This is a genomic window from Natrinema sp. HArc-T2, from assembly GCF_041821085.1.
Lineage (GTDB): Archaea > Halobacteriota > Halobacteria > Halobacteriales > Natrialbaceae > Natrinema.
The window spans coordinates 329,212-348,473 of sequence record NZ_JBGUAZ010000002.1; the positions used below are offsets into that span (position 1 = coordinate 329,212).

General features: G+C 63.2%; 22 protein-coding genes. 13 read left to right on the forward strand and 9 right to left on the reverse strand.

Features of this window, described 5'->3' with window-relative positions:
• Positions 1–67: 67 nt before the first annotated feature.
• From ACERI1_RS06170 to ACERI1_RS06185, 4 genes are all read left to right on the forward strand, one after another.
• Entirely contained in the window at positions 68–541 is a 474-nt protein-coding gene (locus tag ACERI1_RS06170; protein WP_373617494.1) for a thioredoxin family protein, read from the forward strand.
• Positions 538–2,970 (forward strand): cytochrome c biogenesis protein CcsA, encoded by a 2,433-nt coding sequence (gene ccsA / locus ACERI1_RS06175; RefSeq protein ID WP_373617195.1) that lies wholly within the window; start codon positions 538–540, stop codon positions 2,968–2,970. The genes ACERI1_RS06170 and ccsA overlap by 4 nt, the downstream gene beginning before the upstream one ends.
• Positions 2,971–2,973: 3 nt before the next feature.
• Positions 2,974–4,143, forward strand: a complete 1,170-nt coding sequence (locus tag ACERI1_RS06180) for a carboxypeptidase-like regulatory domain-containing protein (RefSeq protein ID WP_373617196.1) — start codon at positions 2,974–2,976, stop codon at positions 4,141–4,143.
• Between the two features lie 150 nt (positions 4,144–4,293).
• Complete coding sequence (locus ACERI1_RS06185) at positions 4,294–4,728, forward strand: hypothetical protein (RefSeq protein WP_373617197.1); 435 nt, start codon at positions 4,294–4,296, stop codon at positions 4,726–4,728.
• Positions 4,729–4,830: 102 nt separating this feature from the next.
• On the opposite strand, the gene ACERI1_RS06190 is transcribed toward ACERI1_RS06185, so the two are convergent.
• From ACERI1_RS06190 to ACERI1_RS06200, 3 genes are read right to left on the reverse strand one after another with little or no spacing between them, the layout of a single operon-like run.
• Entirely contained in the window at positions 4,831–5,520 is a 690-nt protein-coding gene (locus tag ACERI1_RS06190; RefSeq protein ID WP_373617198.1) for a heme exporter protein CcmB, read from the reverse strand.
• Positions 5,517–6,221 (reverse strand): ABC transporter ATP-binding protein, encoded by a 705-nt coding sequence (locus ACERI1_RS06195; RefSeq protein WP_373617199.1) that lies wholly within the window; start codon positions 6,219–6,221, stop codon positions 5,517–5,519. Before ACERI1_RS06195 ends, ACERI1_RS06190 begins: the two co-directional genes overlap by 4 nt.
• Positions 6,222–6,225: 4 nt before the next feature.
• Positions 6,226–6,630 (reverse strand): cytochrome c maturation protein CcmE, encoded by a 405-nt coding sequence (locus ACERI1_RS06200; RefSeq protein WP_373617200.1) that lies wholly within the window; start codon positions 6,628–6,630, stop codon positions 6,226–6,228.
• A gap of 281 nt (positions 6,631–6,911) precedes the next feature.
• Here ACERI1_RS06200 and ACERI1_RS06205 point away from each other — a divergent pair, with 281 nt between their 5' ends.
• Positions 6,912–8,258: a glutamate-1-semialdehyde 2,1-aminomutase gene (locus ACERI1_RS06205; RefSeq protein WP_373617201.1), complete on the forward strand. Its 1,347-nt coding sequence runs from the start codon at positions 6,912–6,914 to the stop codon at positions 8,256–8,258.
• 7 nt (positions 8,259–8,265) lie between these two features.
• Here the strand turns inward: ACERI1_RS06205 and ACERI1_RS06210 are convergent, their stop codons facing one another.
• Complete coding sequence (locus ACERI1_RS06210) at positions 8,266–8,640, reverse strand: group 1 truncated hemoglobin (RefSeq protein WP_373617202.1); 375 nt, start codon at positions 8,638–8,640, stop codon at positions 8,266–8,268.
• Between the two features lie 224 nt (positions 8,641–8,864).
• Here ACERI1_RS06210 and hemC point away from each other — a divergent pair, with 224 nt between their 5' ends.
• The 4 genes from hemC to ACERI1_RS06230 all read left to right on the forward strand — a co-directional run bounded on the left by hemC (position 8,865) and on the right by ACERI1_RS06230 (position 13,125).
• Complete coding sequence (gene hemC / locus ACERI1_RS06215) at positions 8,865–9,998, forward strand: hydroxymethylbilane synthase (RefSeq protein ID WP_373617203.1); 1,134 nt, start codon at positions 8,865–8,867, stop codon at positions 9,996–9,998.
• Positions 9,999–10,012: 14 nt separating this feature from the next.
• Positions 10,013–10,810: a uroporphyrinogen-III C-methyltransferase gene (gene cobA / locus ACERI1_RS06220; protein ID WP_373617204.1), complete on the forward strand. Its 798-nt coding sequence runs from the start codon at positions 10,013–10,015 to the stop codon at positions 10,808–10,810.
• A gap of 3 nt (positions 10,811–10,813) precedes the next feature.
• Entirely contained in the window at positions 10,814–11,554 is a 741-nt protein-coding gene (locus ACERI1_RS06225; RefSeq protein WP_373617205.1) for a uroporphyrinogen-III synthase, read from the forward strand.
• Between the two features lie 92 nt (positions 11,555–11,646).
• Entirely contained in the window at positions 11,647–13,125 is a 1,479-nt protein-coding gene (locus ACERI1_RS06230; RefSeq protein WP_373617206.1) for a DHH family phosphoesterase, read from the forward strand.
• Here the strand turns inward: ACERI1_RS06230 and ACERI1_RS06235 are convergent.
• Positions 13,122–13,871 carry a PHP-associated domain-containing protein gene (locus tag ACERI1_RS06235; protein WP_373617207.1) on the reverse strand — a complete coding sequence of 250 codons (750 nt, stop codon included), beginning with the start codon at positions 13,869–13,871 and terminating at the stop codon, positions 13,122–13,124. The two genes, ACERI1_RS06230 and ACERI1_RS06235, sit on opposite strands and share 4 nt — an antisense overlap.
• Positions 13,872–14,202: 331 nt before the next feature.
• On the opposite strand from ACERI1_RS06235, the gene ACERI1_RS06240 reads away from it, so the two are divergent.
• Positions 14,203–15,117 carry a hypothetical protein gene (locus ACERI1_RS06240; RefSeq protein ID WP_373617208.1) on the forward strand — a complete coding sequence of 305 codons (915 nt, stop codon included), beginning with the start codon at positions 14,203–14,205 and terminating at the stop codon, positions 15,115–15,117.
• A complete protein-coding gene (locus tag ACERI1_RS06245; RefSeq protein ID WP_373617209.1) occupies positions 15,114–15,917 on the forward strand; it encodes a hypothetical protein in 804 nt (267 codons plus the stop codon). The genes ACERI1_RS06240 and ACERI1_RS06245 overlap by 4 nt, the downstream gene beginning before the upstream one ends.
• A 52-nt stretch (positions 15,918–15,969) precedes the next feature.
• On the opposite strand, the gene ACERI1_RS06250 is transcribed toward ACERI1_RS06245, so the two are convergent.
• On the reverse strand, positions 15,970–16,374 hold the full coding sequence (locus ACERI1_RS06250) for a hypothetical protein (protein ID WP_373617210.1): 405 nt from the start codon (positions 16,372–16,374) through the stop codon (positions 15,970–15,972).
• Positions 16,375–16,596: 222 nt separating this feature from the next.
• Between ACERI1_RS06250 and ACERI1_RS06255 the strand changes: the two genes are divergently transcribed.
• Both ACERI1_RS06255 and ACERI1_RS06260 read left to right on the forward strand, forming a co-directional pair.
• The gene (locus ACERI1_RS06255; protein ID WP_373617211.1) at positions 16,597–16,914 is read left to right on the forward strand and encodes a DUF5783 family protein; all 318 of its coding nucleotides are present in this window, start codon (positions 16,597–16,599) and stop codon (positions 16,912–16,914) included.
• 82 nt (positions 16,915–16,996) lie between these two features.
• On the forward strand, positions 16,997–17,359 hold the full coding sequence (locus ACERI1_RS06260) for a NifU family protein (RefSeq protein WP_373617212.1): 363 nt from the start codon (positions 16,997–16,999) through the stop codon (positions 17,357–17,359).
• A gap of 66 nt (positions 17,360–17,425) precedes the next feature.
• Here ACERI1_RS06260 and ACERI1_RS06265 read toward each other — a convergent pair whose 3' ends face one another.
• The 3 genes from ACERI1_RS06265 to ACERI1_RS06275 all read right to left on the reverse strand — a co-directional run bounded on the left by ACERI1_RS06265 (position 17,426) and on the right by ACERI1_RS06275 (position 19,247).
• Positions 17,426–18,334: a ketopantoate reductase family protein gene (locus tag ACERI1_RS06265; RefSeq protein ID WP_373617213.1), complete on the reverse strand. Its 909-nt coding sequence runs from the start codon at positions 18,332–18,334 to the stop codon at positions 17,426–17,428.
• 81 nt (positions 18,335–18,415) lie between these two features.
• Complete coding sequence (locus tag ACERI1_RS06270; protein ID WP_373617214.1) at positions 18,416–18,709, reverse strand: hypothetical protein; 294 nt, start codon at positions 18,707–18,709, stop codon at positions 18,416–18,418.
• A 199-nt stretch (positions 18,710–18,908) separates the two neighbouring features.
• Positions 18,909–19,247 (reverse strand): hypothetical protein, encoded by a 339-nt coding sequence (locus tag ACERI1_RS06275; protein ID WP_373617215.1) that lies wholly within the window; start codon positions 19,245–19,247, stop codon positions 18,909–18,911.
• Positions 19,248–19,262: the final 15 nt, after the last annotated feature.

The window sequence follows — 19,262 nt, forward strand, 5'->3', positions numbered from 1 at the left end:
CTAGTGCTAGATTTCAGAACCACTGCAGCGAGTGCTGATCGAGACACAAGGGACAAGTAAAATGTCAATCTCGCCGAGAAAGGTATTTACTATCACGATATTCATCGCAGCGATCGGAATCGGCTACTATTCGATGAACGCGGCACCGGTACTGAGCGACGACTCCCACACGTATCACGGAGACACGGAGTGGCGAACTGATATCGACGACGCACAGCAGCTCGCTGCCGAGCAAGAGAAGCCGCTGTTGATCTACTTCTGGACGACCTGGTGTACGTACTGCGAAGACTACAACGCGAACGCGTACTCCGATCCAGCCGTCCTCGAGCAACTCGACGAGTTCGTCCTCCTCGCAGTCAATCTCGAGGACAACAGTCAACAGGCTGGTGCGCTCCAACAGCAGTACAGCGCGAACTATCCGCCACAGCACGTCGCCGTCACGCCGGACGGCGAGGTCCTAGTCGAAATCAACGGCTACGCCGAGACGGACGCGTTTCAGGGCTATCTGGATGAGGCACTCGAGGAGTGGGAACGCCAATGATGGGTGGAACGCTCCTGATCGGCGCCGCGGTACTGTCCGGTCTCGCGGCGACGGTCCTCCTCTTTGCGAACTATCTCCGACGTGAAGAGCGGTATCTCGACGCCGTTACGCCACTGATCGGCACGACCGCCGGGCTGCTCAGTCTGGCGCTTGCCTATCTAACCTACCAGTTCGTGACCACCGATTACGCGAACGCGTACGTCTGGAACAATACTGCGAACTACATTTCGCTCTTCTATCGGATCACTGGTGTGTACGCGGGGAATCAGGGCTCGATTCTCCTCTGGGCAGCACTAACGGCCGTCGTCGCGTTCTGGGCCGTCGCCGTTCGCGGCCTCGAGCGCCGTGAGACGCGACTCGTCCAGGGGATCACGATGGGGGTCGTAACGTATTTTGCGGCGATGCTTGTGCTTGACAGTCCGTTCAAGCCGATTTCGTCGGAGTTCCCGGAGATGGATCCGGGATTCGTCCCGATCGACGGAACGGGACTCAATCCGCTGCTCATCGATCCGTATATGGCGATCCATCCGCCGATCATGTTCATCGCCTACGCGCTGTTGACGATGCCGTTTGCCATCGCCGTCACCCACTTCATCTCGACGGTTCGCGGGGAGGACGGCCTCTTCGAGGAGTGGATCGGAAGCGTCACACGCTGGCTGCGCATCGCGTGGTTGTTTTTGACCGCGGCTATCACCCTCGGCTCGCTGTGGTCGTATCGTGTGCTGGGCTGGGGCGGTATCTGGGCGTGGGACCCCGTCGAGGTCGCCGTGTTGATCCCGTGGCTGTTCCTCACGGCGACGCTCCACGCGGTGATGAACTATCGCTCCCGGTCGACCTATGCGACGCTTGCGCCCGCGATGACCGGGGCGACGCTCGCACTCATCGTCTACGCCACGGCGATCGTCCGCAGCGGCGTGTTCCGGAGCGTCCATTCGTTCGCCGATGGCGGCATCGGCGCTGCACTGCTGGTGTTGCTGGCGATCACGTCGATTCTCGGCATCGGACTGCCGCTTGGATACTGGCTCCTCCGTGAGCCGGAGACGGCGTCTGAGACAGCGGCGGACACATCGCAGTCCCAGCAATGGGTTTCGCGTGTGAACCTGAAACACCTCGCGGTCCTGAGTATCGGGCTGCTCGGCTTCGTCTCGGTCTGGGGCCTGACGTTCCCGGTGCTCAACGCCTCCGTGACCGGCGTCGAAGTCGAAGTCGGCGGGCAGTACTACAACCTCTGGAGCTACCCGATCGTCCTCGGCGTGTTACTCGTCCTCGGGTTCTACATGGACTACGACGTCGAGGGCCGTCGGCGCGCGCTGATCTCGCTGGGGATCTTCTCGCTGTTGACCGTCCTTGCGGCCCTGATCGCACCCAGCGAGACGTGGACGTTGTCGAACGTCGATGGCAGCGACGCGCTGTTGTACCGACTCGTCGGGAACGCGAGCGCGCTGTCGATTCTCCCGCCAGCAGCGTACGTCTGTCTGACGGTCATCAAGCGAACGCTCGAGTTCGTCCCCGGCAACCCGAATCGAAACTTCCAGCTCAAGCAAGTCGGGATCACGATGATCCACGTCGCCTTCGCGCTGCTCGTGGTGACGGTGACCTTCTCCTATCTCTTTACGGCCCAATCGTCGCTAGTCGTCGCCGACGCCGACCGCGAAGCGACGATCGAGGGTTCGGCTGTCCACGAGGTCCCAGACTCCAACTACGCGGTCCAGGTATCCGACTACCGCTCGTATCAGCGTCCCGAAGAGCCGAACGTCGAAAATATGGCGCTCTCGAGCGAGCAGATCGTCTCTCGCGGACAGGAGATCCACGAGACGAGACAGCCGGTCTACGGCACGGCGACGCAGATAAACACCGGGCCGAACGCAACTGTCATTCAGCTCGATAACTCGGGCATCTGGATCGGTGCGATGAACGCGAGTCAGACCGAACTCGGGATCTCAGAGGGCGATCAAGTCGTCGGCGTCGGCACCGTCATGTGGGACTTCCTGCCAAACATGCCACAGTCCGACGGCGTCGTCGTCACCGAGGCGGCAAACGTCGGCCCGGTCTCGAACCCACCGACCGCACTCGACCAGACGCGTGTCGAGGGAACTGCAGTCGGACTCACCGTGTACCAGAACGGCGAGCAGATCGCCCGCGGTAACGCCGGTCAGGAACAGTACCGCCAGCAGGGTGGGATGGAGGTCCGCGACGTGCTCGTTGACCGCGGCCTGACCCACGACACCTACGTCATCGCAGCGGTCGACGATGGGACCGTATCGCTGACAGTCAAGCAGATCCCACTGATGACCGTGATGCGTCTCAGTGTCGGCGCCCTGCTGCTGGGCATGCTCCTCGTGATCGTGTTCGATCCCGCACACGGGCTCGCCCGACTCTGGCCACAGGTCACGCGCCAGCAAACCACCGCCGAAACTACATCAGACTAACCCATGAGAAAAACAGTCCTCGGCTTCGTCGTCCTCGTATCGCTCCTGACCGTCCCCATGACCGCAACTGCCGCGTCGGTTTCGGGAACCGTAACCGTCGCCGACGGTTCTGCCGACGGTGAGACGGTCACGATCGCGCCACTGGACCCCAGTAACGAACTCGTCGGCAACGCAACCGAAACGACGGTCGAAGACGGCTCGTTCACCTACGAGTCCGTCGAGGGTGCCATCACCTACTTCATCGAACTCGAGCACGAGGGTACGACACACTACGCCCTCGTCGACGACGGTGAGCAACCCGCGTTCGTCCTGAACGACACGATCTCGGGCGAACTCGTCGACGAGAACGGCACGCCGATTTCGAACGCCACCATCACCGTCACGAGCCAGCACGGTCCCGAGGTGACACAGGTGAACGCGACGGATGGCTCGTTCACGATCGGCCCGGTCCAGCCCGATCGAATGTACACCCTCGAGATCGAGGCGAACGGCGCCGACTACGAGCGGGTGGTTTCGACCGGAAACGACACGACGGACACGACCTTCGAGTTGCCGACGCCGACGACTGATCGAGACGCACTGACTCTCGGTGGTGGCCAACCAGTGAACCACCTCCTGCGTGTCGGGCCGACACAAAACGGGACCGGGCTGTTCGTCGTCGAGACGGTTTCCGTCGAGAACGGCGCCGATCGACCGTTCGCCGGCAACGTCAGCTTTGCAGTGCCGTCAGACGCAGAGGTCGTCACGGGAATGGTCGACAACGAACGCACCGCGGTCAGCCGAACGAACGACACGGCGACGGTCGAGACGACGATCGGCCCCCAGGAAAACGCTACCGTCGACGTGTTCTATCGACTCGAGGACCGGGCGTTCGAGAAACCGGTCGGCTACGACGTCGAGCAACTCGCGATCCAGTTCGCCGAATACGACCTGACTCAGGTCGAGGTCTCAGACAACCTCGTCGAAGCCGACGCGCCGATGCCGATGGTGACGAGTACGGGGCCGCTCGAGGCGGACGACCAGATCTCGGTGAGCATCACCGAGTCCAATCAATCGGTCGCCAGCGATCAGACAGACGGCGGTTCGGGGACCGGCGAGTTCCCGCTCGGTCTGGTGAGTCTCGGCTTCGTCGCCGTCATCGCGATCGGATTGGCCGCGTATCGGTACCTGTAGGCTGACTTGCTACCGGCGGGGGACCAGCGACCGATTCACAGCGGTTGATTTCGTTCAGATTTTGCTGAACCAGCCAGTATGTAGCTGTGCGGATGCCGCACTGCCAATTACATCAGAAGTTATATAACTTATATTTATTAATAACTCAGTATGGTCTCCGACCATACTCCCTCCAGCGAAGCGTTGTCACGTCGAAAAATCCTTGCATCCAGTGCAGTGATTGGTGCGACCGGGCTTGCAGGGTGTTCAAGTAATGCCAGTTCTGATTCCCCTGACTGTACGACAACCGCTCTCGAACACGGTGACGGAGATGTCCTACAGCAAGCGAGTGCTATGATATCCGATGAATCAGTTGCACTGCTGATCTCATTGCAGGAATCAGGTAACACACACCCTATTGAGTCAATTCTTCTCAAGAACTCTGAAGGCGATCTCCTAAACGAAATCCCCACAACCGATGCTCGTGAATACCGTATCACTATTGGCTCACCACCACACCATGGTCGCCTCACACTACTCGCTAAAAACGACCAAAGCGACGAAATCGACTCAATGGAAATCGAATACCACTGCACTGATGAGTAACTAATTCATCTGAGCTCTGCATTCGCTGGATTATGACTCCATCAATCAGTCGTTAGGAAAGTCACCACCCCTAACTGATTTGGTGAAACGGATCAAAACGGCCTATCGTTCGACGACGTACTCGAACAGCGCGATCCCGATCAGGAACAACACGCCGTCGTAGGCCAGCAGGAGCCGGAACCACTGCCACAGCGGCAGTCCTTCTGAGATCGCCCGCGTGAGTTCGACGCCGGCGAGCAACACCGGAATCACGAGCGGCACGAGCAACAGCGGCAACAGGAGGTCGCTGAGCCGGGCTCGAGCCGTCATCGTCGCGATGAGCACGCCGGTCGCGGCGAAACCAAACGCCGCGAGGGCGATGACGAGCAACAACAGCGGGACCGTGCCCGGCAGGATGGTAAAGTCGAGGAAAACGACGATACACCCGAGCGTGATGACGGCGACGGCCCCCGTGAACGCGGTGTTGCTCACGACTTTGCCGACGTAGATCGCCGAGCGATCCACGGGAACGAGCAACAGGCTGTCGAGGCCGGCGTCGGCCTCTTCGACGGCGACGCTCTGGCTCACGCTGAACGTCCCGGCGAAGACGAACGCGACCCAGAGCGCACCGCTCGCGACGACGTCGATGTTCGCGAACGTGCGGGCGAAACTGAACGCGAAGATGATGACGACCAGCAGCGCGAAGACGGCTGCGGTGTTGAGCACCTGCTTGGAACGTAACTCGATGCGGAAGTCCTTGCGCGCGACCTCGAGGACGGTCCGCCAGTAGCTGACGGTGGTATTGTCGGTCATTGCAGGTTAGAGCGACCGACCGCCTCGAGATATTCGGTCTCGAACGAGTGGCGGTCGAGGTCGGTCAGCGAGACGGTTCGTTCCAGCGTGCCGTCGACGAGTACGAGTGCGCGGTCACAGTCGTCGACGGCCCGCTCGAGGTCGTGAGTCGCGATGACGACGGTTCGATCGTCGAACCGCGTCAGGATCCGCTGGAGGTCCATCGCCGACCGCTGGTCGAGGCCGGCGTACGGTTCGTCGAGCAACAGGACCGTCGGGTCGTGCAACACTGCACGCGCGATCGAGAGGCGCTTGGTCATACCGTGCGAGAAGTCCTCGACGCGGGTCGAGGCGTGCGTTCGGAGGTTCACGTCCTTGAGGACCCGTTCGACGCGCTCTGTATCGACGCTTCGCAGTCGGGCGTGCAGTCGCAGGTTCTCGCGGGCGGTAAGCGTGCCGTAGACCATCGGTCGATGGCTGACGACGCCGAGTTTCGCACGAACCGCAGTCGCGTCCGGCGTCACGTCGTCGCCGTCGATCCGGATGCGACCGTCGTCGGGGGCGGCAAGCGTCGACAGCAGTTGCATCAGGGAGGTTTTTCCTGCGCCGTTGGGACCGAACAGCCCAACGTGCTCACCGGAATCGACGGTAAAAGAGACATCACGGAGCGCGGTCGTCGAGCCGAGCCGTCTCGTCACGCCATCGACGCTGATCGTCCCCATGTCGTTATGCCTGTTCGGTCGGTGGCATTTCAGTACTGTTGGTACTGTTTCCGTCACCGCCGCCTTCGTGGGCCCGAACGGAGAGTTCGGATGCGTCGACCGAGCCGTCCTCGACAGTTCCCTTCGCGACGACGATCCGGCCCTCGGCCATCGTCTCGGGCATCGCCCCGTCGTAGACGACGTCGACGGACGTGTTGTTATCCGTGACAGCGAACCGGATCTCGTTACCGTCTTGTTCGAGGTTGGCGACTTTGCCCTCGAGGTTGACCCACTCGCCATCGTAGTCGCCGTTCTCGAGTGAGGTCGGCGTGACGAACTCCGCGGACGCGTTCATGACCGTCGTTCCGAGAACACCGAAGAGTAACACGACGCCGACGCCGGCGAAAAGTAACTTACTCCTTCGTTTCACGTCCGAATATGTCTGATCGGACTATTTCAATCTTGGCGTGTGTTATAGTAGCCACTGACAGTCAATGCACATCTGATCGCACGACTGCTGTGCGATCGGTGTGTAAACCGTTTCAGTTGTTACGATAGTGATTTCTGTTACATTCCCGTCGGACGATCAGCTCTCGGACGGACTGGCGTGAACCACGATCCCGAACGGACACGACCCGAACGCGGGCGACGGACGACGCGTCGCGACCCAACCTCGGTACTCCTTTCCCGTCCGACTCCGAAAGGGCGCGCATGACCGACGACAACTCACGCGAGCTGTACAATCGGGCGCTGTCGGTGCTGCCCGGTGGCGTCAACTCCGCCGTTCGCGCGGCGATCGAACCGTATCCGTTCTTCGTCCAGAAAGGCGACGGCGGCCACGTCATCGACGCCGACGGGAACCGCTACATCGACTGGGTAATGGGGCTCGGCCCGCTGCTGTTGGGCCACGATCTGCCAGAACCCGTCCAGGCGGGCATCCAGCAGAAAGCAAGCGAAGGGCCGATGTATGGGACGCCGACGGAGATCGAAGTCGACCTCGCGGAGTTCGTCGTCCGCCATGTCCCGAGCGTCGAGAAGCTCCGCTTCGTCAACTCCGGGACCGAAGCGACGACCTCCGCCGTGCGCCTCGCACGGGGCTACACCGGTCGGAACAAGATCGTCGTCATGCAGGGCGGCTACCACGGCGCACAGGAGTCGACGCTGGTCGAAGGCGACGCCGACAACCCGAAACCATCCTCCGCCGGCGTTCCGCAGTCGTTTGCCGACCACACGCTTCCAGTACCGTTCAACGACGAGGAGGCCGTCCGCGACGTGTTCGAGAAACACGGCGACGACATCGCGGCCGTAATGACCGAGCCCATTCTGGGCAACTATGGCATCGTCTACCCCGAAGACGGCTATCACGAGTTCCTCCGTGAGATCACCGCAGAACACGGCTCGCTGCTGATCTTCGACGAAGTGATTACGGGCTTCCGCGTCGGTGGCCTCGGCTGTGCCCAGAGCGAGTTCGGCGTCACGCCCGATCTCACGACGTTCGGCAAGATCATCGGCGGCGGCTTCCCCGTCGGTGCGATCGGCGGTCGCGCCGAGATCATCGAGGGCTTCGCACCGACCGGCGATGTCTTCCAGGCCGGCACCTTCTCGGGTCATCCAGTCACGATGGCCGCCGGCCTCGAGACGCTACAGTTCGCCGCCGAAAACGATGTCTACGACCACGTCAACGGGCTCGGTGACCGACTCCGCAGCGGCCTGACCGACATCGTCGCCGACCAGGCCCCCAGCTACACCGTCACCGGCACCGACAGCATGTTCAAGGTGATCTTCACGCGCGAGGGCCCAGGACCGGACTCGCTCGAGGAACAGTGCACCGCCGGCTGTCGGCAGGACCCGACCTGTCCGCGCTACGACACCTGTCCGAAAAACGCCGGCGACGTGAAAAACGCCGAGACCGAGCGCTGGCGGCGCATCTTCTGGGGCCAGATGAAAGACCAGAACGTCTTCCTCTCGCAGAACCAGTTCGAGTGTCAGTTCGTCAGTTACAGCCACACCGAGGAAGACGTCGAACGGACGCTCGAGGCCTACAAGGAAGCGCTGTAGGCGCTACTTAGTCAGCCGCTTCGGCCGTCGCGACGATGTCGTCCTGGTAGCTCGCGACCGCCTCGAGGACTGCCTTCCGGTCGTCCTCGTCGACATCGAATTCGGCGAGCGCATCCCCAAGGTGGGTCGCGATCACCTTGAACTCCGGGAGGGTGATCCCGAGCCCCTCGTGGGCGGTCTTCATATCGTCGCCCGTGTATTCGACCGGCCCACCGGCGACCGAACTGATGAACTGGGCCTGATGGGCGCGCTGTTGCTGCATATCCATGTCCTCGAAGTAGTATGCGACCCGTTCGTCTGCAACGACGCGGTCGTAGAATTCGTCGACAACTGCTTTGATTCCGTCTTCGCCACCGAGTCGTTCGTAGAGCGTATCGCTCATCGCGAATAACCAGACGCCAGATCACTATGAATGAATGGACGAATATATTCGCAGAACCAGAGGCTATCGGTAACGAGTTGCATGCCGATACGGACGGCTGTCAGTGGGTTCCGGTGACCGCTTCGTATTGACTTCTGTCCAGTCGTATAAGCTGCCAAACGGGTCGGCGGCCCCCTCGTCGAACAAGCGTGCGCTTTTCATACCCGAGGCACCCACTGACGCCTATGAGAACGCGCGGGACGCTACGACTGGCGACGCGGGGATCCACGCTCGCCCGGCGACAGGCCTCGCTGGTACAAGAGGCACTGGAGGACCGCCGGTACGAGGTGGAACTCGTCACCATCGAGACGACGGGAGACCAGATCGAAGACGAGTTGATCCACCAACTCGGGAAGACCGGTGCGTTCGTCCGCGAACTGGACGAGCGCGTCCTCGAGGGCGACCTCGACGGGGCGATCCACTCGATGAAAGACATGCCGACCGAACAGCCCGAGGAACTCGTGACCGCTGCGGTGCCCGAGCGCGGACGACCGGGGGACGTCCTCGTCACGCCCGACGGATCAACGCTCGAGGAGTTACCGGACGGTGCAATCGTCGGCACCTCGAGTCTCCGCCGGCGCGCCCAGCTCCTCTCGGAGCGGCCAGACCTCGAGGTCGAGCCGCTGCGCGGGAACGTCGACACGCGCCTCGAGAAGTTGCTCGCACCCGCGCTGCAAGCGGAACACCAGCAGCGCTCGGAAGCAGACAAAGAGCGGAAGGGCAACACCGGTAACGAGGACTTCGAGGCCGAGTACGACCGCACCGTCGACGAGTGGTTCGACGACCTCTCGGAACTCGAGCGCCAGGCGCTGGGTCGGGAGGTCGAGACCGAGTACGACGCGATCGTCCTCGCCCACGCCGGCCTCGAGCGGAGCCGACTGGACCACTACGTCGACTATCAGGAACTGCCGACATCGACGTTCGTCCCGGCACCGGGACAGGGAGCGCTCGCGGTGACCGCCCGGGATGGCGAGACCGCCCGCGACATTCAGACCCTCATCGACCACCCACGAAGCCGCGTCGAGACGACCGTCGAGCGGACGATCCTGGCCGAGCTCGGCGGCGGCTGTATCGCCCCAGTCGGCATCTACGCGGTCGTCCAGGGTGAGTACGTCCACGCGACCGTCAGCGTCTTCGACAGCGACGGCGAGGAGTCGGTGACCGGCAGCCGGGACCTGCCGATCGAGAACCACGCCGAAGCCGCCCGCGAGTTCGCACGCGATCTCGCGGATCGCGGTGCCGCGGACCTGATCGACGCAGCCCGCGAGGACGATGGCGACAATGCGGTCTCCGAAGAAGATACGCCCGCGGGGAAATAGCGAGGACATACCGAATGTCAGACTCCGCCATCGACGCCGAACCCGGCACCGTCTACCTCGTCGGCAGCGGCCCCGGCGACCCCGAGTTACTGACCGTGAAGGCGAAACGGCTGCTCGAGGCCGCCGATGTCGTCCTCCACGACAAGCTGCCCGGCCCGGAGATTATCGACCAGCTTCCCGAAGCGCGCCGTGAAGACGTCGGCAAACGCGCCGGCGGCGAGCGTACGCCCCAATCGGAGATCAACGAGCGACTGGTCGAACTCGCTCGCGAAGGCAAGTCCGTCGTCCGGCTCAAGGGCGGCGATTCCTTCGTCTTCGGCCGCGGCGGCGAGGAAGCAGAGTATCTGGCGGCCCACGAGATTCCCTTCGAGGTCGTCCCTGCAGTCACCTCGGCGATCGCCGCGCCCGCCGTCGCCGGCATCCCCGTCACGCATCGGGATCACGCCTCGTCGGTTTCGTTCGTTACAGGCCACGAAGACCCCACTAAAGACGAGTCGGCCGTCGACTGGGAGGCCCTGGCGGCTACCGGCGGTACCATCGTCGTGCTGATGGGCGTCGGCCGCCTGCCCGACTACACGAAGGCCCTGCGCGAGGCCGGGATGGCACCCGAGACGCCGGTTGCGCTGATCGAGCGCGGAACCTGGCCCGGCCAGCAGGTCGCGACGGGAACCCTCGAGACCATCGTCGACGTCCGCGACGAGGAAGGGATCTCACCACCAGCAGTGACGGTGATCGGCGATGTCGCGGGCACGCGCGAGTCGATCGTCGACTTCCTCCGAACCGACTACGGCGCGACCGAGGGTGAGGAGTAATCAATGAGTGACACACCCACAGTGGCCGTCTTCCGGCCCGACGACGACCGCCTCGAGCAGGCTGTCGCGTTCCTCGAGGACCGCGATGCCGAGCCGATCCCCGATCCGATGCTGGCCGTCGAGGCGACCGACGCACGGCCCCGAACCGACGCCGACTACGTCGTCTTCACGAGCAAGACCGGCGCGGAACTCATTGCCGAAGCGGGCTGGAAGCCACACGGCGAGACCGTCTGTGCGATCGGGCCGGCGACGACCGACGCGCTCCGCGCGGAAGGCTACGCGGTCGACCACGTTCCAGACGAATACACGTCGAGCGGCCTCGTCGAATCGCTCGGCACTGCGGTCGACGGCGCACGCATCGAGGTCGCCCGCAGCGACCACGGCAGCCCCGTGTTGCTCGAGGGGCTCGAGGACGCGGGCGCGTACGTCCACGAGACGATCCTCTACCGGCTCGTACGACCCACAAAGAGCGGCGAGTCGGCCGAAGTGGCCGCCGAGGGCGGGCTCGACGCCGCCTGCTTTACCTCGTCGCTGACCGTCGAGCACTTCCTCGAGGCTGCCGCCGAGCGGGGACTCCGCGAGGAAGCCATCGCGGGGCTAGAGGACGCCGTCGTCGGCGTCATCGGCGAGCCGACCCGCGAGACGGCAGCGGCACACGGCGTCGCTGTCGATCTCGTCGCGAGCGAGGCCACGTTCGACCGGCTGGCGACGGAAACCATCGACGCAGTGACCGACGACGACTGATCGACCCCACCGGCGTGAGTCGAACCCGCGGACGAACCGCAGTGAGCCAGTGATCCGCGGGTTTATGAGCGAAGCCGCCCCACGGTTTCTCGATGGCAGGGCCGGTTCCCGAACTCGAGGATCGCGCGGTAACGTGCGCCAAGCGGCTATGCGAGGCCGATCGCGTGTTGCTCGCCTCGCATATCGACGCCGACGGACTCACGAGCGCCGCGATCGCCGCGCAAGCACTCGAGCGGGCGGAAATCCCCTTCGAGACGGTCTTCGAGAAACAGCTCGACGAGGACGCGATCGCCGCAATCGCGGCGACCGACTACGAGACCGTCCTGTTTACTGACTTCGGGAGCGGCCAGCTCGACGTGATCGGCGAGTACGAGGACGCCGGCGCGTTCACGCCGATCATCGCGGATCACCACCAGCCCGCCGACCGTGACACAGAGTACCACCTCAACCCACTACTGTTCGGCATCAACGGGGCCTCGGAGCTGTCGGGTGCCGGTGCGAGTTACGTCCTCGCGCGGGCGCTCGCCGATGTCTCCGACAGTTCACCAGCCGCCGCAACTGATGGCGGAACCGCCGCCGGCCCAGCAGGGACGACAGTCCGCGCCGACAACCGCGACCTGGCCGCCCTCGCTGTCGTTGGGGCCGTCGGTGATATGCAGGCGTCCGGGGGCGAACTCCACGGCGCGAACGAGAGAATCGTCGCAGAGGGCGTCGAGGCTGCCGTTCTCGAGACGGGCAAGGACCTCGCACTCTACGGGAAACAGACCCGTCCGCTCCCCAAACTCCTCGAGTACGCCACCGACGTCCACATTCCGGGGATCTCGAACGACGCCAACGGCGCGTTGCGCTTTCTCGACGGGCTCGAGCTCGAGTTGAAACGCGACGGCGAGTGGCGCCGGTGGGCCGATCTCTCAGGAGAGGAGAAACAGACCGTCGCCAGCGCGCTCGTCCGGAAGGCTGTCTCGAGTGGCGTCCCTGCGGCGAAGATCGACGAACTCGTGGGCACGGCTTACGTGTTGAGCGAGGAGCCCGTCGGTACCGAACTCCGGGATGCAAGCGAGTTCTCGACGCTGCTCAACGCGACCGCCCGCTACGAGCGCGCCGACGTCGGACTGGGCGTCTGTCTGGGTGATCGGGATGGCGCACTCGAGCGTGCCCGGCAACTCTTAGCCGAACACCGCCGAAACCTCTCGAATGGCATCGACCTCGTCACCCGCGAGGGAACGACCGAAGAAGCCCACGTCCAGTGGTTCGACGCGGGCGACGAGATCCGCGAGACCATCGTCGGGATCGTCGCCGGCATGGCGATGGGCAACCAGGGGATCAGCCGCTCGAAGCCGATCATCGCCTTTGCAGCAAAGAACGACGACGAACTGAAAGTCTCCGCACGCGGCACCCACTCGCTCGTTCGGCAGGGGCTCGATCTCTCGGTCGTGATGGGCGAGGCCTCGAGAGCGGTCGGCGGCGACGGCGGCGGGCACGACGTCGCAGCGGGGGCGACGATCCCTAGCGGCCACAAAGCGGCGTTCGTCGAGCGCGCCGACGACCTCGTCGGTGAACAACTGACCTAACGATCCATCGACGCTGGCACCGTCGGCAGCAACGGCGCACGCGAAGTGAACAGATACGCCGACTTGCGGACGGCCCCTTTTCCGTACTGGACGGCGCTTTTGTGAATCGGCGTCCGTTTACCGTAGATCTGTGTCCGGCCCTCGAGAATCGCCTCGATGAGGTCGTCGCCGTCGATATCGGCCTTTGTCGGTGTCGCCGTGTCGGGCGTCACGAGGACTTCGGTGTATGATTTCCCCACGTTTGGGAGGTAATGGGCATCACTGGCACCGATCTGGGGATAATCTCGTCGGCTCGCAAAGAGGCGCGCGCGCCGATTCCGATATCCCGTAAAGACCATCGAGTTGTAGGTCTCGATCGCGTCGGCATCGGCGATGTGGCGTTTCCGAACGCCGTGGCGGCTGCGCTGGAAGGGATGGGGGACGATCGCCACCCCACCGCGTTCGCGGACGGTTTGGACGGTGTCCATAAACGCCTGGCCGGGCTCCGGTCGGTCCTCGACGCCGATCGCCAGCAGGTGGCCGTGTTTGGTCGAGACCTCGACGCCGGGAATCCCGATCAGGCCGTACTCCGGTGCGAGGGAAGCAGCACGCAGCGATTCGTCGATCTCGTCGTGGTCGGTGATGACAACCCCGTCGAGGCCGATATCGGCGGTGTGCTCGAGGATGAGTTCGACCGGCTCGTGACCGTCATACGAGTCCTCGGAGTGGACGTGAAAATCGATCGCAAACGGGATCTGCGTAGTCATAGGAGGCCAAGCGATCAGTATACCGTGGCTGTCGCTACCACCAATAGCTTGTTATCCAGCATAAACACTGTGCTGCCGATCACGTCCCGCCGATGGGACGATTCAATATACCATTATACGATTCATATTAACGATGCGTTCAAAGGGAGACGACAGCGTGAGCGATCCGGAGAAGCCCGAATCGGCCACGACTGCCGTGAACGATCCGCAGCAGCCACGTGCTGGGATCGACGACGTGGTCTGCCGACGAGGTATTAGGTTCGCCTAAAATCCAGAGGACTTATCATGGTTTAGGCCAGCCTAAAGACATACGAACATACTGGAGGAATTCATGGTCGGAACGACGCTCCGAGAGATTCGACAGTCCATCGAACGGCTGGCCAGCGACGACGGGGAGTACGACATTGTCTGCGCTCGCTCCGGCGAACAGCCCGTCCCAGTCGCCGGCCGGCAGTTCGCGACTCGGTCGGACGCAGCGGATGCTGCCCGCGCGACCGAACAGTACCGCGCCGCCCTCAGACGGTACGATCCACAGCTCCCGTTTTACGATCCGATCGTCCGGCAGACTCGAGCCAGTGCGGAGGGCCATACCTATGACGAGTCCGCGCGTTCGACGACTGGTCTAGATCGGCGACGAGCTGTCGATCGGGCGCGAACTGTGACGAATAACAGCCCACTTATCGGATTCTGCCACGACGTCTCCGGCGCCGTCTTCGAGGCGCTCTCGAGTCACGATCACGAGCGCGTCGAACGTGCGATCATGGACACATATCTGGCCGCCGCCGAAGCGACGACAGATCGGAACACGCTCTGTCTGGTGTTACTCGAGACGATCGCAGCCGAACTCGATCGACACCTCGCGGCAGCCGAGCGGACCCGATTGCTACGGGCAGCGGCAGCGAACCTCTCACCGGTCGATCCGGTCGACGATCCGGTCGCGACGAGTCTCGAGTATCTGGATTCGTTGTCGCTGATACGGGCATACGGGCTCACACGCGAGTCAGTCGAGACGACCGACGAGAACGTCTGGACTGTCACGCTGCGTGGATACGCGATCGACAGCGACGAACGTCGGATTCCAACACTGCCGATCGGGATCGACATCCTTCGCCGGACGGCACCGTCGACGACGTCGGTGGGTGTGCGCGAGGTCACCGCACTCGGCGATGGAGACTGGCAGTTCGTGCTGACGACCGACGAGCAGACGCGCGGCGGCCTCGTCTGCACCCGAGCGGTGGACCGATGACGGACACGACGGCAGTCCACCGAGCGCTCGAGCACGTCGTCGAGGAGCAAGCCAGGATCGTAGATCGTGACGCGGCACTCGAGACGTTCGCACGGCGTGTTCGGGCAGTCCCGGCAGCGCAACCGACATCGATCCAGTCCCGGCAAGCAGCGATGCCCACAGCAACGGCGACGCAAGCGATTCAGGGACGTGGGCCAGCCCCGTCGACGTCGGCTGACCGCTGTAGGACCGTCAGGACGGCGTTCGACGAAACCGTCGGGTCCCACAGCACCGGCGACTGTGCGGACGAATCACAGGTCGAGACGATGGCGGCGATGTTGACCGAAGACATCGCCGTTGCGCTCGCAACCGACGCCGGTTGGACGCCGCCGCTCAAAGCCGCGGTCCTCGAGGCAGTGTCGACCCGCCGCCGAGAACTCACGGTACAAGCGGAGCTCTTCCAGCAGGAACAGTCGACGCTCGAGGCGGCGATCACGGAGATCGACGAGATCGTCGACTGGCTGCAGGCAACCGCAGACGAGTCGTTCCTGCAGCATGGCTTCGATTCGTTACAGGCCAAACACGAGCAACTTGAGACATATCGGGACCGCCTCGAGACCCGTCTCAGCCGGCGGCAAGCACAGCTTACCGGGTCGACGGATCGAGACGGGCCGAGCGGAAGACGGTACCGATCGGTCGTCGAATCGATCTACGTGGGCGGCTCCGCTCAGTACCCGCTGTTATCGACCATGACACGGCTGTACGACGTCTGTACTGGGTGTCAGAGAGCGGTACGAGCGCAGCTGACGCGGCGCGTCTAGTGGCGTTCCAGACCCTACCAAAGCGGTCGGGGATCGATTGTCACTCGAGACGTTACTCCGACCGGTGATCCGACGCCGGAGAGACGCCGTCCGGAATGGGATCGGCAAGACTGGTATCCTCGAGTATCGCACCGACCGTAACTGGATCGTCAGCCTTCGAGAGGGTTGCGTGAATGCGTCGCATACACTCGAGCACGCTGTCGAGGGCGGCCTGACGCGTCGCAACGTGACCGATGGACCGAGAAATCCGAGAGTGCATCAGGTAGTACCGGTAGCGAATCGTCCAGCACCGACAGAGTCCGAGCCCCGGATGGGATTGCTCGGCGGACGCGCAGTCCGCGACCAGTTCGATCGGCGGTTTAGTGTGCCGGTAGACGAACTGATCGTCCCCCAACTCGGCCAGACCCCATCCCGGAGGCAGCGCCTCAGGAGGGAGAGGGTCCTGTGTCGTAACCATGTTTTCGGTGTCGCCAAGGGTCGGAGTGTCCGTTCCGCTTGCGTACGCGGGTGCCTGTATAGGCACCCCATACAGTTTCAGCGGACTGGTACTGGCATCTTACTGGCGGGCGCCGTACTCGGCCCACATCATCCGTAAGACGTGCACAGACCGGAAGAAACCGGATCAATGTCGAACGAACCGATCGTCCGACTTTTGTCGCCGCTCTCCTTCAGTTCGGATATGGCCGACTTCGACCCCGAGCAGTTCGAAGACAAGTACGCCAACTACTTCCCCGAACTCCAGCAGGCGTATAAAAACGCGTTCAACCGGATGAACGACCAGTACGACTCCGAACTCGTCCACGCGATCGACCAGCAAGTGCTAAACGAGAGCGAGCCCTTCTACGAGGGCGACGGCGAGTTCCGCGTCGAGTTGCCGGACGATCCCCACGGGCGCCTCACAGGCGTGGTCGTCGACGAAGAGCGCTTCGAGCAGATATTAGAGATTCACGTCGAAGAGATCGAGGCCGAACTCCAGCGCGTGTTCGGGTTCGCCTAACGCGGGCTCAGCGCGTCGGTGACGCCGGCAGTCAAATAGGGATGACGGAAGGTTTAGGGGGGCTGATACCCAAGTGGGGTTCATGAGCACCGAGACCCAGAACGACGGGGACGACCTCGAGGAGCGCGTGACGAACTTCCTGCGACGGAACTTCCCGCAGATCCAGATGCACGGCGGTAGCGCAGCGATTCAGGACCTCGACCGTGAGAACGGCGTCGTCAGCATCGCCCTCGGCGGTGCCTGCAGCGGTTGTGGCATTTCGCCGATGACGATTCAGGCGATCAAGAGCCGCATGGTCAAAGAGATCCCCGAGATCGAGCAGGTCAACGCGACCACCGGTATGGACGGCGGCGACGACATGGGCGGCGGCATGAGTCCCTCCTTCCCCGGCGAAACCGTCGACGACGACGGCGAAGCCGACGAAGGACCTGAGGCACCGTTCTAATCCCCGTTTAGCGCGTTCGAACCGTCGGGTTCGGTATTTTGCGTCGACCGTGCCAGCAGCGACGGCTCACCGAAGGTCGCGACCCTGTTCCCACGTCCGGATCAACGCCGTGAGCGTTCGATTTGTCGGCACCTCGAGCCCGTTCTCGACCGCCCGGTCGACGACGTACCCGTTGATCGCGTCGATTTCGGTGCGCCGCTCGCCCAGCACATCCTGAGCCATCGAGGACGTGTTCGCGGTCGTCGCCGATGCAACGGCTTCCATCGCTGCCAGTGCTTCACGATTCGACAGCGACACGCCACAGGCGCGTGCGACCCGTGCCGTCTCCCGGGTCGCGTCCCGTGCGAGGTCGGTCGCTGGCGCTTCGAGGGTCGCCCCATTTTCGGTGGCGGTCAGCGCTGTGATGGGGTTGATGCCTGCGTTAACAGCGAGTTTCTCCCACAGTCGGCGGGGCATGTCGTCGGCGACGGTCGTCTCGAACCCGACCGCGGTGAACGCCGCACCGACGCGGTCCGTAAGCGCCGAGGAGCCACCGTCCCGTGGCCCCAGTACGATCTCGCCGGAGCCCGTACATTCGACGTGTCCCGGTTCCTGGAGGATCGCGCCGTAGGTCGCTGTGCCAGCGAGGACTGGCGCTCCGAGCCGCGCCGCGAGCGTCGATTCGTTCCCCATCCCGTTTTGCAACGAGAGGACGGCCTCGATCGAGCCCGTCCCGAGTGCGTCGGCAGCCGTGGCGGTGTCGAAGGCTTTGACCGTGACGACAGCGAGGTCAGCCTCGAGTCCCGTCCCATCAGTCGTCGCCACAGGAAACACACGGGATGGCCCGTCGTCGAAGACACCCTCGAGACGTAGTCCCGACTCATGAACGGCACGAGCGTGAGCCTCGCGAGCGACGAGCGTGACCTCGTGGTCGCGTGCGAGCAGCCCGCCGACGAGACTGCCGAGGCTGCCAGCACCGAAGACGACGATCTCCATGGCACGAGGTGGAGCGAGCGCGGTAAAAACGGTTGTCGTCCGCGACCGCAGTCTGACGAACTGCGGTCATACAGACTACTATCAGTCTTCAGTCCAGTAGTACAGTTCCTCTCGCTTGGCACCACAGGACGGACAGCTGTCGGGGAGGTCGTTCTCGAGTCGCCCGAGCTCGCCACACTCCCAGCAGCGCCACATGAGTTCCGCCTCGCCGAACTCGTGGCCCGATCGAACGTGTTCGACGCTCAGTCCCTCGATTCCATCACGGAGCGTGACGTAGACGCCGTCCTCGTCGACACCGCGAATGCGACCGACTTTCGTGCCGTCCTCGGTGTAAACGACCGTTCCGAACCCTAGTTGTCGTTCTTCGGTTGCCATGTGACTCACCACTCGTGAGCTACGCGCCCCGCCACAATAAACTCCAACGTGCTATATGAAATTGGTGTGCGCCGGCGTCGACGAGGTCCGCGACCCCGACTCGAGCTACCGACTCATACGGACGCCTGTCAGTCAGTCAGTGCCGGTGGGACTGCGACCGCCCTGCGGGTGCACCGGGACATCGGTACAACAGACCGTATCAGTCTTCGGTCCAGTACATCAACTCCTCGCGGTCAGCGTCACAGTTCGGACACTCCGGCGGAAGGTCGCCATCGATATGGCCCATCTCGCCGCAGTCGAGACAGCGCCACATGAGCTCTGCCTCGCCGAACGCGTGGCCCGAGCGAGCGTGTTCGACGCTCATCGCCTCGGCACCCTCTCGAGTCGTGACGAAAAAACCGCTCTGCTCGAACCCGCGGATGTGGCCGAGTTCGTTGCCGTCCTCGTCGTAGACCGTCTGCCCGAAGTTGAGTTCTCGTACTTCCTCGACGGCTGCCTCCTCGCCTTCAGATGCCGGTGTCTCACCAGTGTTGACCATAGACGTGTCCACAGC